We start from the raw sequence: 15860 nt of genomic DNA, 5'->3' as shown, positions 1-15860 counted from the left end.
GTCACACCCCCCTCTGGCCTGCCGGCCATCTCCCCCCTTGCGGGGGAGATGGCCGGCAGGCCAGAGGGGGGTGTGACGGATCGCGACGCAGCAAGACGAAGATTCCTCGCCCCCACGGAGTGGGGGAGAGGTGGCTCGGCGAAGCCGAGACGGAGAGGGGGAGCGCCCTACGAAGACCCCCTCTCCGTCCGCTTCGCGGCCACCTCTCCCCCGCCCTTGGCGGGGGCGAGGAACCCAAGCACGGATACGTCGGCGGGACAGCACCCCCCTCTGCCCTGCCGGGCATCTCCCCCGCAAGGGGGGAGATCGGCTGTGCCAGCGCCCCCGAACATTCAAAATCGCTTAAACAATTATGCACCCATTTAGGGCATAGCTCCGCCTTGGGTGGCTGCGCCACCGGTGTTGTTCGGGGGTTGGGGAATGTTCTCGTCGCCAAGAAATTTCGTTCGCTCGGAAAGCGGCTCGATGATGCCGATCATGATGATGATCACGATCCCGCTGCTGCTGGCCGTCGGCTTTTCCGTCGACTACACCTCGGCGGTGACGACCAGGAGCAACATGCAGAACGCGCTGGACGCGGCGATCATCTCGATCACGACGCTCCCGACCACGACGTCGAAGGGCGACCGCCAGACGGCGCTGCAGCAGACCTATGCGGCGAACAGCGGGCTTGGCACGGCGACGCTCACCGGTGTCGATATCGCCGCCGACGGCACGGCGACCTTCAGCGCCACGGCGGCCTATCCGATGCCGACCAATTTCATGCAGATCGCCCGGATCAACACCGTGGATGTCGGCGTCGGCTCCTCGGTGCGCAAGACGCCGGCGCTGGTGCAGTCCACCTTCAAGGTGACAAAAGTGTCGGGCTATTGGAACAAGACCATGACGCTCTACGGCACCAAGTTCGGCGAAACCACCCCCAAGCCGCTGATGACGATCACGTACACCTACAATGGCTATGGCGACCCGAAGGGCTACGGCACGACCACGGTGAGCACCATCAACGGCTCCACCAGCATGGTGGTCCAGCAGCAGGTTTGCACGACCAACACGGTCGGCAATTTCAACAACCTGGCCGCCGGCACGATCACCCAGACCGACAGCAGGGGAAAGAAGTACGCGACGACCTGCGCCGACACCTTCTACCCCGCCAACGGCTCCGGCGCGGTGATCGACGTCAGCCAGATGGACAAGCTTTATCTTCAGATGGACGTGCCCTCGGGCAGCCCGAAGGTGCTGAAGTCGAACGATCCCGCCACCTCGAATCGGCTCTATATCGGCACCAGCGCCAGCAACATGCCCGAGGTCGCGACCGGCCAGACCGTCGACATCTTCACCGCCGTGCCCTGCAACCAGGCCGGCTACCAGGCCTGGGAGGACGGCGGCAACCCGGTGCCGGCCGATGTCAGCAATGCCGACTTCTTCTACACCACCACCGGCAAGTGCGACTTCAACCAGAGGCAGTCGGAAACGGTGCTGACGCAGTAGAAGCGCCTCTCCTTCTCCCCTTGTGGGAGAAGGTGGATCGGCGCGGAGCGCCGAGACGGATTTCCAGCGCCGCGATCCTTCACACCCCCCTCTGGCCTGCCGGCCATCTCCCCCGCAAGGGGGGAGATCAGCTGACGCGCCGGTTTCGCCAATCGCCAGCATTGCAAGATGAACGCCGGCGACGGAAGTGCCAATCTCCCCCCTTGCGGGGGAGATGTCCGGCAGGACAGAGGGGGGTGCTGTCCCGCCAACGTTCCTCACTGAAGGCCCCCAATCACAAACCGGTGAAGCCTGTAACGAAGTTTTCGGCCGCGGCGAAATGGAAGCATCGCCGCAACGGAGACTGCTTCTCATGACCGGATCCAAGACAATGCTCGGCAAAGCGCTGCTCGCCGGCGCGGCGCTGATCGCGCTTGCCACTGGCGCGAGTGCCGCATCCGCGCAGCTGACCGTGGTGGAGCTGTTCACCAGCCAGGGCTGCTCGTCCTGCCCGCCGGCCAATGCCAACCTGATCAAGGTCAAGGACCGGCCGGGCGTGCTGGCGCTGTCCTTCAACGTAACCTATTGGGACTATCTCGGCTGGAAGGACATTTTCGGCCGGCAGGAGTTCACCCAGCGCCAGGTCAATTACGAGCCCTCGCTCGGTCATGACGGGCCGTTCACGCCGCAGGTGGTTGTGAACGGCAGCGTCGACGCGGTCGGCGCCAGGGCCGGCGAGATCGAACGGCTGATCTCGACGAGCCCGTCTGCTCAAGGCCCGGCGCTTTCGCTGGGGCAGGGCAAGGTCAGCATCGGCTCGGGCAAGGCGCCCGGCGGCCAGGCCGACATCTGGCTGGTGCGCTACGCCAAGGGCGTCGTCGAGGTGCCGGTGGCGCGCGGCGAAAACACCGGGCGCACGCTGCCGCACGGCAATGTCGTGCATTCGCTGCAGCGGCTTGGCGGCTGGAGCGGCCAGGCCACGACCCTGCCGCTGCCGGCCGCCGCCAACGGCCTCAGCACCGCGGTGCTGGTGCAGAGCCCCGGCGGCGGGCCGATCCTGGCGGCCGCCGCGGACTGATCATCGTTTTTCGCGCGGGGCCGCAGGAAGCGGCATCGCAACACCCGGCCCGCATTCGCGCGCCACAACCCAAGGAGACTAGCCATGACCAAATTCCTGACGGCGCTCACGCTTGCGCTCGCGACAACGGCCTTCGCCGCCGGCGCCCGCGCCGACGACGCGACCAATGCCATGAAGCCCGCCAACGCGATGGCGACGGATGCAATGAAGCCGGCGACGGACGCGATGAAACCGGCCGATACGATGAAGCCCGATGCGATGGCGACACAAGCGATGAAGCCCGCCACCGACGCGATGAAACCTGCCGACGCCATGAAGCCGGTGACGGATGCCATGAAACCGGCGGACGCGATGGCCCCGGCGCAGTAAGCCTCAGCGAGCTATGGCAAAGGGCGCTCCCCCGCTCCGTCTCGGCGCTGCGCGCCGAGCCACCTCTCCCCCATTTCATGGGGGCGAGGAAATGCCTAACCGCCGAGGGCGCGGCCTTCGCAAGCCTGGGTTCCTCGCCCCCGCGGAGCGGGGGAGAGGTGGCTCGGCGAAGCCGAGACGGAGAGGGGGAGCGCCGACGCCGGCGATAAGCCGCCGCACGGCAAAGTGAGAACCTCTCGGCGGCTTCCGTCGTATATACTGGAACCAAGACAAGGAGATCAGACATGAACGGCATCAAGACAAAGGCCGCGCGGCGATCGCCATTTTTTGCAAAGGGCGCGCTTGCGGCACTGGTGCTGACGGCGGCGGCGGCCGCGTTCTGGCAGACGCCGGCCCGTTCGGCCGAGGACGCGGTGGTGATCCCGCCGCCGGCTTTGGACGAGAAGGCCGCGGGCGGCACGGAGAAGGCCGTGTTCGCCGGCGGCTGCTTCTGGGGCGTGCAGGGCGTGTTCCAGCACGTCAAGGGCGTCAGCAAGGCCGTTTCCGGCTATACCGGCGGCAGCGCCGAAAACGCCGTCTACGAGGTCGTCGGCACCGGCCGCACCGGCCATGCGGAATCGGTCGAGATCACCTACGACCCGTCGAAGGTGACCTACGGCCAGCTCCTGCAGGTCTATTTCTCGGTGGCGCACAACCCGACGCAGCTCAACTACCAGGGGCCGGACCAGGGCACGCAGTACCGCTCGACGATCTTTGCCGGGAACGACGAGCAGAAGAAGGTCGCCGAGAGCTACATCGCCCAGCTCGACAAGGCCAAGGTGTTTGCGAAGCCGATCGTGACGACGCTCGAGACGGGCAAGACCTTCTATCCAGCCGAGGACTACCATCAGGACTTCCTGACGCTGAACCCGACCTACCCCTATATCGTCTACAACGACCTGCCCAAGATCGAGAACCTCAAGGCGCTGTTCCCGCAGCTCTACAGCGAAAAGCCGGTGCTGGTGCTGGCGTCGAGCAAGAGCTGACGGCTGCCGGCCGGTTCCGGAGCGCAGCGACAGGTTTAAAGGCGGACGGGCCGCAAGGTCCGCCGCCTCCTTCTTTTGCCGGCAATAGATCGGAATGTGAAGCTGTTCATAGAGTTATACTTAAAATTACCAAACATTGACAGCCAGTCTTCTGCCGCCACATAATCACCGCCGTCACTCTTTCTGAATTTCTGTTTCAACTGATCCGGAAACCTGCTTCCGGCGCGAATCGTGTCGGCGTCGCATCGGGGAGGAATGACACATGGCTGTCAGCATCGAGGTTTCCGTCTACACCAATGGCGACGACGCCTTCGTCGCCTGGGCGCCGAGCGAATTCATCCCGGGATGCCGCGGCTTCCTCCTGGAGCGCGGCCGCAAGGCCGGCGCGACGGAGAAGATCGAGCCGGTCGAGAACCGCGTCGGCTTCACCAAGGACAAGCCGAAATCGGGCGACCACCGGCCGTCCGACGTCTGGCCGTTCCAGCGCTTCAACTGGACCGACCATGCCGCGGATGTCGGCAATGTGGTGCGCTACCGGGTGACCGCGATGATGAGCGCCGGCGCCGGCAAGCCGCTGACCAAGGGGGTTGCGAGCGACTGGACGGACTGGAGGACGCTTTCCACCGACGCCGGCGGCGGCTTTTCCTGCTTCTTCAACCGCGGGCTGGTGCTGTCGCAATTCGTCGCGCGTTACATGGCGAAGAACAGGCTGACGCCGGCGGCGTTCAAGAAGAGCCTGCAGACCAATGGCGACGCGAAGTTCCGCGCCTTCCTCGAGGGCGATCTCGGCCTGCGCATGGTCGGGCTGACGCAGGTCGCCGGCGACGAGGTGCATGCCGCGCTCTACGAACTCGGCGACGCGACGCTGGAGACGGCGCTGATCGGGCTCGGGCCGCGGCTCAACCTCATCCTCGCCAACGGCTCGGACAAGAAGGGCGACGGCAACGCGGCGGCGCGCAAGAACCTCAACGACCACGGCATTGCGACCATCGACCGGATGCTGAAGTCGAAGGGGCTCGGCCACAACAAATTCGTCGTGGTCTCGAAGGGCGGCGCGCCCACGATGGTGTGGACCGGCAGCACCAACTGGAGCACGACGGGGCTGTGCACGCAGGTCAACAACGGCCTGCTGATCGAAGACAAGGACGTGGCGGCGCATTTCCGCAAGCATTGGGACCTGTTGAAGGACGCCTCGCCGCCGAAGACCGACCCGGCCAATTTCACGCCGGCGCTGATGGCCGACAACGACAAGCCGAAGACATTTTCGGTCGGCACGGCCAAAGCGACGGTGTGGTTCACGCGCACCTCGGACGGGCGCGACATGGAGGCGCTGCGCGATGTCATCACCTCGGCCAAGCACGCGGTGCTTTTCCTGATGTTCACGCCGGGCAAGCAGGGCCTGCATACGCTGGCCGGCCAGCGCGCCAGGGAAAAGGGCATGTATGTGCGCGGCGTCGTCAGCACGCTCAGCGAGGACGAGGGCGGCACCGACCAGAATTTCCTCGACATCGACCTGGTGAGCAGCGACCGGAGGTTCAAGCCGGACCGCTATTCGGTGGCGCAGCCGCAAGGCCTCGACGCGCCGCTCGGACCATGGATCGCCGAGGTCAACCGGCGCACCTTCCTGTCGCAGATCGGCCACGCCATCGTGCACTCGAAGATCCTGGTCACCGACCCGCACTCCGACGACTGCGTGGTGGTGACCGGCAGCCATAATTTCTCGGCGCCGGCGAGCAAGAGCAATGACGAGAACCTGGTGATCGTGCGCGGCCACAAAAAGCTCGCCGCCGCCTACGCCACCTATGCGATGTCGGTCTACAGCCACTACCGCTACCGCTCCTACATCCGCGAGATGCGGGCGCAGGGCAAGACGCCGTGGAGCTATCTGGAAGACGACGATGCCTGGCTGAAGACGGAGCTGAGGACCAAGGCGCAGGAGATCGCCTTCTGGACTGTTTGAGGGTAGCTCCCTTCTCCCCGTTCACGGGGAGAAGGTGCCGGCAGGCGGATGAGGGGCAGCGCCAACATTTGCAATTGGGCATCAAAAGCCGCGAAAGTTATTGCTTGAAGGGGGGCCGGCTATCGCTCTGCTTGCCAGGCCGGCGCTGCCCCTCATTGCCCTGCCGGGCATTTCTCCCCGTATAGTGACGGGGAGAAAAACGCCGTCATCAGCGCCGCCTCTCAATCGTAGGTGAGATCCGTCGCCTTGCCCCCGAACACCCGATACGCATAAAACGAATAGAAGATGATGATCGGCAGCACGATCACGGTGCCGACCAGGATGAAGGCCAGGCTCTCCGGCGCCGACGCGGCCTGCCAGATCGTCAACTTGTCGGGCACGACATAGGGGTAGAACGACCAGGCCAGCCCGGCAAAGCCGAGCGCGAAGATGGCGGCCAAGGTCAGGAACGGCCGCAGCGCATGCCGGTCGTCCGGCCTCGGCAGATGGAAGGTCTGCCGCCACAGCCACAGGAACAGCAGCGCCGACACAATGGGCAGCGGCGACAGGTAGAGTATCTCCGGCCACAGGAACCACTTGTCGAAGATGCGCGGGCTGGCGAAAGGTGTCGCCAGCGACACCGCGACCATGCCGAGCGCCGTGAGCACCAGCGTGGTGCGCAGCCAGCGCACGGCGTTGCGCTGCAGATCGCCCTCGGTCTTGTAGATCAGCCAGGCGGAGCCCATGGCGGCGTAAGCCGCCGACAGGCAGAGCGCGACCAGCGCGCCGAAAGCCATGCCGCCAAGGCCGACGTCGAGACCCAGCACATAGACGCCCAGCATATAGCCCTGCGCCAGCGAGGCGGTTGCGGAGCCCAAGAAGAAGATGCGGTTCCAGCGCTGCTTCTTGCCGGCCGGCACCTTGGCGCGGAAATCGAAGGCGACGCCGCGCAGGATCAGACCGACCAGGAGCAGGAAGACCGGAATGTAGAGCGCGGTGAGGATGGTGCCGTGCGCCATCGGGAAGGCGACCAGCAAAAGCCCGACCGCCAGCACCAGCCAGGTCTCGTTGGCGTCCCAGAACGGGCCGATGGCTGCGATCATCGTATCCTGTTCGGCGTCGTCACCGGCGGCGAACAGGATGCCGATGCCGAGGTCGAAGCCGTCGAGGATGACGTAGATCAGGATGGCGAGGCCCATCAGGCCGGCGAAGATCAGTGGGAGTGCGGTTGGCCAGTCGAAGGTCATTTTTTTCTCCTCCAGCCGCGATAGGTGCGACGTGCGGCCATACCGCTTGAAGCAATCGTTTCAGATCGATTGTCGAGGTTGGCGCTGCCCCTCATCGCCCTGCCGGGCACTTCTCCCCGTATAGTGACGGGGAGAAGGGAGCTGTCCGCGACGCTGGCGATCTTCCTGCTACCACGATAGCGATCAGCGAAACCGGCGATGACAGCGCCCCTCTCCCCGTCACTATACGGGGAGAGGATGCCGGCAGGCAGGTGAGGGGCGGCGCCGATCTCCGAAGAAAGCCCCGCATCGAACCGACCGCACCGCTCGCCTTGCCCGTCCATGATCACTCCCCCACGGCCTGCTGTGAAAGGGCTGCGTTCATGGCGCCCGGGAGCGGCGAGGCATCGCCATCCTTGGCCGCCTTCAGCGCCAGATGCACCAGCACACTCAGATAAGCGATGAGGAGCAGCACATAGAGGATAAGATAGACGGCTAAAGTCAGCGCCACATGGCTGCCGGCGACCGGGCCGACGGCATCCGCCGTCTTGAGGACGCCGGTGACCAGCCAGGGCTGGCGGCCGATCTCGGTGGTGTACCAGCCGGCGAGCGTCGCCACCCAGCCGGAGATCGTCATCGGAACCATGATGAGCGCCAGCAGCTTCGGTAGGGCGTGGCGGCGCTTGAGGAAAAAGGCCGCCGACCAGGAGACGAGCAACATCAATATGCCGGTGCCGACCATGATGCGGAAACCCCAGAAGACCGGGAAGACCGGCGGATGGTTGCCCGGATAGTCGTTGAGGCCGGGCACGACGCCGCTCACGCTGTGGCGCAGCACGACGCTGGCGCCGTCGGGGATGGCCAGCTCGAACTTGTTTTCCTTCGCCGCCTCGTCCGGCAGCGCGAACAGCACCAGCGGCACGTTGGGGCCGGTGTTCCAGTTCGCTTCCATGGCGGCGATCTTCTGCGGCTGGTGCTCCAGCGTGTTCAAGCCATGCTGGTCGCCGGCGAAGATCTGGATCGGGATCAGGATGGCGGCGGTGAAGACGCCGGTGCGCAGCGCCTTCCACATCGATTCCGAACGGTCGCCGGCAAGGTAGCGCAGCGCCGACAGGCCGGCGATCAGGAAGGCGACGGTGAGGCCCGAGGCCAGCAGCATATGCACCAGCCGGTAGGGCATGGACGGGTTGAAGATCACCGCCCACCAGTCGAGCACATGCGCCTTGCCGTCGATCATCTCGAAACCGGCCGGCGTCTGCATCCAGGAGTTCAGCGCGATGATCCAGAAGGCCGAGACGGTGGTGCCGCCCGCCACCAGCACGGTCGCCAGCGTGTGGATGCGGTTGGAGACGCGGCGGAAGCCGAACAGCATGATGCCGAGGAAGGCGGCCTCGAGGAAGAAGGCGGTGAGGATCTCATAGGCAAGCAACGGGCCGGCGATGTTGCCGACCTTCTGCATGTAGCCCGGCCAATTGGTGCCGAACTGGAAGCTCATGGTGACGCCGGTAACCACGCCCATGGCGAAAGACAGAGCGAAAACCTTTACCCAGGTGAAATAAGCGCGCATCCAGGCGGAATCGCCCGTGGCGTTGTAGCGGAGCTTGAAGAACAGCAGCACCCAGCCAAGTGCAATGGTGATCGCCGGAAACAGGATATGAAACGAAATATTCGCGCCGAACTGGATACGCGACAGAATGAGCGGGTCCATGGGCGACTCCGGCTGCTGCTATTCTTCGAGAATAGGCCTCGAGCGCGCATCGGTCAAAGCGGCGCGGCGTCACGCGAGGCGCGTTGTCGCAGCGGCGAGCGGCGCCGCGCCGGCATGGATAGACATCCCGCGTGACAGCTTGCCGACGCCGCGAACGCTTCGTTCAGCGCCGTTCCACCGCCAGCCGGCGAGGGCGGCTGTTCAGAACTGTCAGGAGCAGCGTCGAATGCCGGTTTGCATAAAACGACATCCGACCTATATCAGGTCACGTTTTCCAGCCGGCCGTTTTTCAGTATGTCATCCATCATCTCGATTTCCGGTGTCACGAAAACCTATGCCACCGGCTTCAAGGCGCTGAAGGAAATCAACCTCGATATCGAGCGCGGCGAGATCTTCGCGCTGCTTGGGCCGAACGGCGCCGGCAAGACGACGCTGATCTCGATCGTCTGCGGCATCGTCAACCGCTCGTCGGGCACCGTCACCGTGGACGGCCACGATATCGGCAAGAACTACCGCGCGGCGCGCAGCCTGATCGGGCTGGTGCCGCAGGAGCTGACCATCGACGCCTTCGAGACGGTCTGGGCGACGGTCAATTACAGCCGCGGCCTGTTCGGCAAGGCTCCGAACAAGGATTTCGTCGAGAAGGTGCTCAAGGACCTCTCGCTGTGGGACAAGAAGGACGCCAAGGCGATCACGCTTTCCGGCGGCATGAAGCGCCGGCTGATGATCGCCAAGGCGCTGTCGCACGAGCCGCGCGTGCTGTTCCTCGACGAGCCGACGGCCGGCGTCGATGTCGAGCTGCGCCAGGACATGTGGGCGATGGTGCGGCGGCTGCGCGAGGACGGCGTCACCATCATCCTGACCACGCATTACATCGAGGAGGCCGAGGCGATGGCCGACCGCGTCGGCGTCATCAACAAGGGCGAGATCATCCTTGTCGAGGGCAAGGCGGAGCTGATGCGCAAGCTCGGCCGCAAGCAGATGACGCTCGAACTGCGCGCGCCGCTCACAGCCCTGCCGGACGGCCTGTCGCGCTATGCGCTGGAGCTGTCCGCGGACGGAAACGAGATCACCTATACCTATGACAACCAGAGCGACCGTCCGGGTGTCGCCTCGCTGATCCGCGATCTCGAGGCCGCCGGCCTCCAGTTCCGCGACCTCGACACCAAGAACAGCTCGCTCGAAGAGATCTTCGTCAATCTTCTGAGGCAAGAGCCATGAATCCGCGCGTCGCCATGAACCTTCGTGCAGTGTGGGCGATCTACCGGGTGGAGATGGCGCGTGCGTTCCGCACGGTGCTGCAGAGCATCATCTCGCCGGTGATCTCGACCTCGCTCTATTTCGTCGTCTTCGGCTCGGCGATCGGCTCGCGCATCAACGAGATCGACGGCATCAGCTATGGTGCCTTCATCGTGCCGGGGCTGATGATGCTGTCGCTGTTGACGCAGTCGATCTCGAACGCGTCCTTCGCCATCTATTTCCCGAAATTCGTCGGCTCGATCTACGAGCTGTTGTCGGCGCCGGTGTCCTATCTCGAGATCATCATCGCCTATGTCGGGGGTGCGGCGACCAAGTCGATCCTGCTCGGGCTGATCATCTTAGGCACCGCATCGCTGTTCGTGCCGCTGAGGATCGAGCATCCGTTCTGGATGATCGCCTTCCTGGTGCTGACGGCGGTGACCTTCAGCCTGTTCGGCTTCATCATCGGCATCTGGGCAAAGACCTTCGAGCAGCTGCAGCTGGTGCCGCTCCTGATCGTCACGCCGCTCACCTTTCTCGGCGGCAGCTTCTACTCGATCCACATGCTGCCCGGCATCTGGCAGACGATCACGCTGTTCAACCCGGTCGTCTACCTGATCAGCGGGTTCCGCTGGAGCTTTTACGGCAAGGCGGATGTCTCGGTCGGCGTCAGCCTCGGCATGACGCTGGTGTTTTTGGCCGTCTGCATCGCGATCGTGGCATGGATCTTCAGGACGGGGTATAGGTTGAGGAATTGACGGAACTCCAGTTCCTCGCCCCACGAAGTGGGGAGAGGTGGCCCGGCGAAGCCGGGACGGAGAGGGGCCTGCGCCGGCGCTTGGGGATGCGCTGCTCCAGCAGCTTCATATGACGGCTGACTCTGGCGCACCCTTCCCCCTCCGGGGTCTGGCGTCGCGGATGTCGTCCCCCTCTCCGTCTCGGGCTTCGCCCGAGCCACCTCTCCCCCGCTCCGCGGGGGCGAGGAACAGGGCCTGTTTCAAATCGCCTTGATCAACCTCAACAACCCCAGCATCTCCATCGGCGTGCCCTTGCGGAAGGCGATGTAGGTCGGCTCCTCCAGCCCATGGAAGCGGCGCTTGAAGGCCGCCTGGCCCTGCAGGTTGAAGCGTGAGCGGTTGACCCAGGGCGACTGGTAGGCGCGCTGGAAGGCGCCGCGCCAGAAATTCGATTCGGTAAAGCCGCTCGGCTCGACATCGAGCAGCGGCGACAGGCCAAGCGTGACGACCGAAACGCCCTCCTCGCGAAAACGGTCGACGGCGAACTTGGTCAGGCCGATCTCGGCATGCGGCGTGGCGTCGACATGCTTGCGCTTGAAGGCGGTGGTGTAGCCGATGACCTTGCCGTCGCTGAACAGCGGATCGAAATCGAGGATGGCGACGAGCTCGCCCTCGGGGCCATGCAGGACGAAGCGGCGCATGTCGGCGCCCAGATGGTCGGCGAAGGGGCGGTTGAGGAAGCCCATTTCCCAGCGCTTGACGATGCGCTCGCCGCGCCAGTTCTCGGACAGCCGCGAAACCTCGTCGAGGAGCATGTTGGCCCTGTCCTCGGCGAAGGTGAAGCCTTTCTTCGCCAGCCAGCGCTCGGAATAGCGCACGGTTTCGTTGCGCTTGCCGGAGAAATCATGCGCCGGCAGGTGCAGCCTGGTGTCGACGCCCAGCCGGTTGACCCGGTAGCCCAGCCCGGCCAGCACCTTGGCCGTGGCGGCGCCGATCTGCACGAACCAGGGGCCGCCGGCGGCCTCGACGAAGCGCTTGATGTAGCCGGGCCTTTCCGCCGGATCGACCACCGGATCGCCGAGGGCGAAATGGTGCTTCATCTTGGTGCCGAAGGCGATGTAGCCGTCGCCGTCGCTGAAATAGGACAGTTTCTGCTGCACGGCGGTGGAATAGGCGAGCGAGAAGTCGCCATGCCGGCGAACCAGCGCCAGGCGCTCGAGATGCGTCAGCTCGCGGCGCGGCACCTTGGGCGCCGCGCCTTCAAGAAACCTGTCGATATGGATACGCAGGGAGGGCATGAGCTTCCGCGTCCCGATGAACAGAGCGTTTCAGCGTTTCACGGAAACGCCGAACCGCTCTATCTCTTTGTTTTTACGCAATTCCGGGCGGAAAACCGTTACACACTTTTCCTGGAATTGCTCTAAGACCCGCCGACCCGCGGGCCTCGAATCAGTCGCTTGACGCGACGGATTGTGTCGCCCCAGCGCCATATAGGATGCTATCGGCCTGGAATGAAGGGGAAATGTCCCGCGCATGGCGACCGGGTATCGAGCCTGTATCGGGGACCGTCGGCCGCCTGAAACGGAGAGCCCTTGACTTTTCATATGTTGTTATATATCAAGTTATGTATTTGAAGCGAGACCAGCCATGGAAGACATCTTGCGATCCCTCGGCTTTCTCTGCCTCGGCAGCAGGCTGAAGCGCGTTGGCGAACAATTGCAGGCCGACACGCAGCGCGTGCTCGATCGCCTGGATGTGCGGATCCAGTCGAGCCAATACCCCCTGCTCGCCGCGCTCGACAGGCTGGGGCCGCTGCCGGTCGGCGAACTGGCGCAGTCGCTCGGCATCGCGCAGCCGGGCGTGACGCGCAGTGTCTCGTTGCTTACCGAGCTGGGCCTGGTCGAGGTCGCGCAATCGAACGACGACCAGCGGCGCAGGATCGTCTCCCTCTCGGCGAGCGGCCAACGGCTGATGGACACCGCGAAGCGCGACGTCTGGCCGCGCATCGAGGATGCTGTCGCGGAAGTATGCGCGGACCTCTCCGGGCCGCTGCTTGGTCAACTCGCCGCCATCGAGGATCGGTTGGCCGCGATCCCTCTCGACCGCCGTGCGGAAAAAGCCGAGGCCGTCGCGCCCAAGGCCGTCGCGCGATGACACACGTTCTCGACCGTCCCATCTGGAGCGCGCTTGCGACGCGCCATCAGGTCTTCGCGGAAGGCGACACCCTCGCCCGGCGCTACCGGCCGTCGATCGTTCCTTTCGCCGCCACCGCGGCGGACGATGCGCAAAGCCTGCGGGCTTTGGGCAAGCTTCTGCCGCCGCTTGAAAGCGCCATCCTGGTCCAGACGGATGAAATCACTCTGCCCGCGGAGATCGCCGCGGTTTCGACAGCATCCCTGGTGCAGATGATTGCCGGGCAGCCGGTGCAGGCCGTGTCCGACGAGCGCGTGCAACGACTGACACGCGACGATGCCGCCGAGATGCTCGCTCTGGCGTCGCTCACCAAGCCCGGTCCGTTCACGCTGGAGGCCTTGAGCCTCGGCGAGTTCTGGGGCGTGAAGATCGACGGCAGGCTCGCGGCGATGGCCGGCGAGCGCATGAAGCAGCCCGGCTATACCGAGCTCAGCGGCGTGTGCTCGCATCCGGATTTCCGCGGCGGCGGCCTTGCCAGGCTGCTGTCGCTGTTCGTGGCGAACCGGATCATGGCGCGGGGAGAGGTTCCTTATCTCCACGCCTATGCCAGCAACGTCGCGGCCGTCGGACTCTACCAGTCCATCGGTTTCCGGTTGAGGACCACCCTGAACATGGCCGTGGTTCAACGCGTGGGGTAGCGAGAGACCAAAAAAGGGCTTCGGATCGCCGAAGCCCTTTTTTCGAGATCAGCTACGAAGATCAGACCGCGATCTTGCCGCCGCCCTGCCTGGTGATGGCGACGACCGCCGGACGCACCGGCATGTCCGGCTTGAAGTCCGGCCAGCGGGTCGACGGGTCCTCGTAATAGGAGGGACGGCCAAAGCCTTCCCAGTCCTCGCCGCCGTCGCCCGGATGCTGAACGGCGACGAAAGCGGTCTGGTCGTCCGGCGCAAACAGCGGGCCGCACATTTCGGCGCCGATCGGCACGCGGAAGAACAGCTTCGACGTCGCCCGCGCGGCACCCTCCGTGTCGACCGCCCACAAGCCGTCGGTGCGGCCGGTGGCCTTCGGGCCCTGGCCGTCGGTGGCGACCCAGAGACGGCCGGCGGAATCGACGGCGCAATTGTCCGGCATGCCGAACCAGCCATGGGCGGTGGTCGCGGTCGAGAAGGTGGCGCCGACATCGGCCACTTTGGGATCGCCGCATTTCAAGAGCACTTCCCACTTGCCCTTGGTGGCGGCGAAATCGCCGCCGTCCTCGACGATCTCGATGATGTGGCCGAAGGCGTTTTCGGCGCGCGGGTTGGCGGCGTCGACCTGCTCGGCCTTGCGCTTCGAATTGTTGGTCAGCATGACATAGACCTTGCCGTTGCCGGCATTGGGCTGGATGTCTTCCGGCCGGTCCATCTTGGTGGCGCCGAGCAGGTCGGCGGCGCGTCGCGTCTCGATGAGAACGTCGGCCTGGCTGGCAAAACCGTTTTCCGCCGTCAGCGGGCCTTCCCCGAACACGATCGGCATCCATTCGACCGAACCGTCCTCGGCGAACTTCGCCACATGCAGCGTACCGTCGTCGAGCAGGTCCATGCTGGCCGCGAGGTCATTGGGATTGAACTTACCAGCGGTGACGAACTTGTAGACATAGTCGAAGCGCTCGTCGTCGCCGAGATAGAAGACGACGCGGCCGTCCTTGGCGACGATCGATTCGGCGCCCTCATGCTTGAAGCGGCCCATGGCGGTGCGCTTCCTCGGCACCGAATCCGGGTCGTTGACGTCGACCTCGACGATCCAGCCGAAGCGATTGGGCTCGTTCGGCTCCTTGGCGAGGTTGAAGCGGTCGTAATGCGCGCCCCATTCATAGGCGCCTTCCGGTATGCCGAGCCGCTTGTAGTTGGCGGCTTCCCTGTGGCCTTCCGGCAGTTCGCCCGAGAAATAGCCGTGGATATTCTCCTCGGCCATCACGTACGTGCCCCAGGGGGTGACGCCGCCGGCGCAGTTGTTGAGCGTGCCGATGACCTTGGCGCCGGAGGGATCGGCATTGGTCTTGACGCGGTCATGACCGGCGACCGGGCCGGAGAGCGCCATCTCGGTGGTGGACATGATGCGGCGGTTGAGCTTGCCGTCGCGCACCACCTGCCATTTGCCGCCTTGCTTGCGGATCTCGACGATGGTGCCGCCATGGGCGGCCATCTCGACATCGACCTGCTCCTTGCTGAGCGGCGCCACCTCGGCGGCCTTCTTGCCTTCCTTCTCGGCAATCTTGACGATGCCCGGGAACATCAGATGCGGGTTGGTGTATTCGTGGTTGACGACCAGCAGGCCGTGCTCGGCCGAGCCATCGATCGGAATGTAGCCGACATAGTCGTTGTTGTAGCCGAACTGCCTGGCCTGGGCCGCGGCCGACTGCTTCAGCGGATCGAATTCCGGCGAATCGGCAAACAGCGGATCGCCCCAGCGCAACAGCACGTCGGCGTCGTAACCCGGCGCGACATGGTGCTTGTCGTCGATGCCGGCCTCGAGCTCGTCGAACTTGAAGGCCGAGGCCTCGGCGGCGCGCGCCTCGTTGGCGGCGACGAGGGCCAGCGGGCTGACCGTGGCGGCAATGGCCGAGACGGCCAGCGAACCCTTGAGGAATCCGCGGCGCGAGAAGCGCGCGGCGATGATCTCGCCAATCGTGCGGTTGTCGGTGGGATTGACGGGCGGACCGTCGTTCTCCTCGAGCAGGCTGGTGCGGAAGCGGGTCTCAGGGGATTGGGTCATGGGCTGTCCTCTGGCTTCTTGAGGCGGCTGGGGATTTTGACCTTTCGACCCCTAAAGCGCGCCGATCACATTTTCGTGACATGGCTTCGACGTACCCCTCGGCGATTGGCGAAGCCGTCGATGTCGGCCCCTTTCTCCCCGTCACTATACGGGGAGAAATGCCCGGCAGGGCAATGAGGGGC

Annotated in this window: 15 protein-coding genes; 9 read left to right on the top strand and 6 right to left on the bottom strand. The window is 64.8% G+C overall.

From position 1 onward, the window contains the following. Positions 1-362: 362 nt before the first annotated feature. Positions 363-491: a hypothetical protein gene (locus tag EOA38_RS40945; RefSeq protein ID WP_281060094.1), complete on the bottom strand. Its 129-nt coding sequence runs from the start codon at positions 489-491 to the stop codon at positions 363-365. Between EOA38_RS40945 and EOA38_RS10620 the strand changes: the two genes are divergently transcribed. The 5 genes from EOA38_RS10620 (at position 478) to EOA38_RS10600 (ending at position 5899) form a co-directional block, all read left to right on the top strand. Next, a complete protein-coding gene (locus EOA38_RS10620) occupies positions 478-1488 on the top strand; it encodes a TadE/TadG family type IV pilus assembly protein (protein WP_245480810.1) in 1011 nt (336 codons plus the stop codon). The two genes, EOA38_RS40945 and EOA38_RS10620, sit on opposite strands and share 14 nt — an antisense overlap. Before the next feature lie 352 nt (positions 1489-1840). After that, positions 1841-2545, top strand: a complete 705-nt coding sequence (locus EOA38_RS10615; RefSeq protein WP_127299163.1) for a DUF1223 domain-containing protein — start codon at positions 1841-1843, stop codon at positions 2543-2545. An 84-nt stretch (positions 2546-2629) separates the two neighbouring features. Beyond that, positions 2630-2914 carry a hypothetical protein gene (locus tag EOA38_RS10610; protein WP_127299159.1) on the top strand — a complete coding sequence of 95 codons (285 nt, stop codon included), beginning with the start codon at positions 2630-2632 and terminating at the stop codon, positions 2912-2914. 284 nt (positions 2915-3198) lie between these two features. Continuing rightward, entirely contained in the window at positions 3199-3939 is a 741-nt protein-coding gene (gene msrA / locus EOA38_RS10605) for a peptide-methionine (S)-S-oxide reductase MsrA (protein ID WP_127299158.1), read from the top strand. Positions 3940-4201: 262 nt separating this feature from the next. Beyond that, the gene (locus EOA38_RS10600) at positions 4202-5899 is read left to right on the top strand and encodes a phospholipase D-like domain-containing protein (protein WP_127299157.1); all 1698 of its coding nucleotides are present in this window, start codon (positions 4202-4204) and stop codon (positions 5897-5899) included. A 221-nt stretch (positions 5900-6120) separates the two neighbouring features. Here the strand turns inward: EOA38_RS10600 and EOA38_RS10590 are convergent, their stop codons facing one another. Genes EOA38_RS10590 through EOA38_RS10580 form a run of 3 tightly spaced genes read right to left on the bottom strand, consistent with a single transcriptional unit; the run spans position 6121 to position 8812 of the window. Then, positions 6121-7125 carry a cytochrome d ubiquinol oxidase subunit II gene (locus EOA38_RS10590; RefSeq protein ID WP_127299155.1) on the bottom strand — a complete coding sequence of 335 codons (1005 nt, stop codon included), beginning with the start codon at positions 7123-7125 and terminating at the stop codon, positions 6121-6123. Then, positions 7122-7448 (bottom strand): hypothetical protein, encoded by a 327-nt coding sequence (locus EOA38_RS10585; RefSeq protein ID WP_127299154.1) that lies wholly within the window; start codon positions 7446-7448, stop codon positions 7122-7124. Before EOA38_RS10585 ends, EOA38_RS10590 begins: the two co-directional genes overlap by 4 nt. 2 nt (positions 7449-7450) lie before the next feature. Beyond that, entirely contained in the window at positions 7451-8812 is a 1362-nt protein-coding gene (locus EOA38_RS10580; protein WP_127299153.1) for a cytochrome ubiquinol oxidase subunit I, read from the bottom strand. Between the two features lie 294 nt (positions 8813-9106). On the opposite strand from EOA38_RS10580, the gene EOA38_RS10575 reads away from it, so the two are divergent. Together EOA38_RS10575 and EOA38_RS10570 are read left to right on the top strand one after the other, a co-directional pair. After that, the gene (locus EOA38_RS10575; protein WP_127299152.1) at positions 9107-10033 is read left to right on the top strand and encodes an ABC transporter ATP-binding protein; all 927 of its coding nucleotides are present in this window, start codon (positions 9107-9109) and stop codon (positions 10031-10033) included. A gap of 14 nt (positions 10034-10047) precedes the next feature. Beyond that, the gene (locus EOA38_RS10570) at positions 10048-10809 is read left to right on the top strand and encodes an ABC transporter permease (RefSeq protein ID WP_127299162.1); all 762 of its coding nucleotides are present in this window, start codon (positions 10048-10050) and stop codon (positions 10807-10809) included. 239 nt (positions 10810-11048) lie between these two features. On the opposite strand, the gene EOA38_RS10565 is transcribed toward EOA38_RS10570, so the two are convergent. Next, complete coding sequence (locus EOA38_RS10565) at positions 11049-12086, bottom strand: phosphatidylglycerol lysyltransferase domain-containing protein (RefSeq protein ID WP_127299151.1); 1038 nt, start codon at positions 12084-12086, stop codon at positions 11049-11051. Positions 12087-12435: 349 nt separating this feature from the next. Here EOA38_RS10565 and EOA38_RS10560 point away from each other — a divergent pair, with 349 nt between their 5' ends. Next, complete coding sequence (locus EOA38_RS10560; protein ID WP_127299150.1) at positions 12436-12942, top strand: MarR family transcriptional regulator; 507 nt, start codon at positions 12436-12438, stop codon at positions 12940-12942. Next, entirely contained in the window at positions 12939-13619 is a 681-nt protein-coding gene (locus EOA38_RS10555) for a GNAT family N-acetyltransferase (protein ID WP_127299149.1), read from the top strand. The genes EOA38_RS10560 and EOA38_RS10555 overlap by 4 nt, the downstream gene beginning before the upstream one ends. A 61-nt stretch (positions 13620-13680) precedes the next feature. Here EOA38_RS10555 and EOA38_RS10550 read toward each other — a convergent pair whose 3' ends face one another. Beyond that, a complete protein-coding gene (locus tag EOA38_RS10550; protein ID WP_127299148.1) occupies positions 13681-15678 on the bottom strand; it encodes a PhoX family phosphatase in 1998 nt (665 codons plus the stop codon). Between the last annotated feature and the right edge of the window lie 182 nt (positions 15679-15860).

The organism is Mesorhizobium sp. M1E.F.Ca.ET.041.01.1.1, from assembly GCF_003997355.1.
In the GTDB taxonomy this organism is placed as follows: Bacteria; Pseudomonadota; Alphaproteobacteria; order Rhizobiales; family Rhizobiaceae; genus Mesorhizobium.
Note: the sequence above shows the minus strand (reverse complement) of the source record. Positions and strands in the feature narration are given on the sequence as shown.

What these genes read in the sequence shown, in the direction of transcription:
- EOA38_RS10580 (WP_127299153.1), bottom strand. Translation starts at nt 8,812, where the DNA reads ATGGACCCGCTCATTCTGTCGCGTATCCAGTTCGGCGCGAATATTTCG.
- EOA38_RS10555 (WP_127299149.1), top strand. Translation starts at nt 12,939, where the DNA reads ATGACACACGTTCTCGACCGTCCCATCTGGAGCGCGCTTGCGACGCGC.
- EOA38_RS10560 (WP_127299150.1), top strand. Translation starts at nt 12,436, where the DNA reads ATGGAAGACATCTTGCGATCCCTCGGCTTTCTCTGCCTCGGCAGCAGG.
- msrA (WP_127299158.1), top strand. Translation starts at nt 3,199, where the DNA reads ATGAACGGCATCAAGACAAAGGCCGCGCGGCGATCGCCATTTTTTGCA.
- EOA38_RS10565 (WP_127299151.1), bottom strand. Translation starts at nt 12,086, where the DNA reads ATGCCCTCCCTGCGTATCCATATCGACAGGTTTCTTGAAGGCGCGGCG.
- EOA38_RS10615 (WP_127299163.1), top strand. Translation starts at nt 1,841, where the DNA reads ATGACCGGATCCAAGACAATGCTCGGCAAAGCGCTGCTCGCCGGCGCG.
- EOA38_RS10600 (WP_127299157.1), top strand. Translation starts at nt 4,202, where the DNA reads ATGGCTGTCAGCATCGAGGTTTCCGTCTACACCAATGGCGACGACGCC.
- EOA38_RS10590 (WP_127299155.1), bottom strand. Translation starts at nt 7,125, where the DNA reads ATGACCTTCGACTGGCCAACCGCACTCCCACTGATCTTCGCCGGCCTG.
- EOA38_RS10610 (WP_127299159.1), top strand. Translation starts at nt 2,630, where the DNA reads ATGACCAAATTCCTGACGGCGCTCACGCTTGCGCTCGCGACAACGGCC.
- EOA38_RS10550 (WP_127299148.1), bottom strand. Translation starts at nt 15,678, where the DNA reads ATGACCCAATCCCCTGAGACCCGCTTCCGCACCAGCCTGCTCGAGGAG.
- EOA38_RS10585 (WP_127299154.1), bottom strand. Translation starts at nt 7,448, where the DNA reads ATGGACGGGCAAGGCGAGCGGTGCGGTCGGTTCGATGCGGGGCTTTCT.
- EOA38_RS10575 (WP_127299152.1), top strand. Translation starts at nt 9,107, where the DNA reads ATGTCATCCATCATCTCGATTTCCGGTGTCACGAAAACCTATGCCACC.
- EOA38_RS10620 (WP_245480810.1), top strand. Translation starts at nt 478, where the DNA reads ATGATGATGATCACGATCCCGCTGCTGCTGGCCGTCGGCTTTTCCGTC.
- EOA38_RS10570 (WP_127299162.1), top strand. Translation starts at nt 10,048, where the DNA reads ATGAACCTTCGTGCAGTGTGGGCGATCTACCGGGTGGAGATGGCGCGT.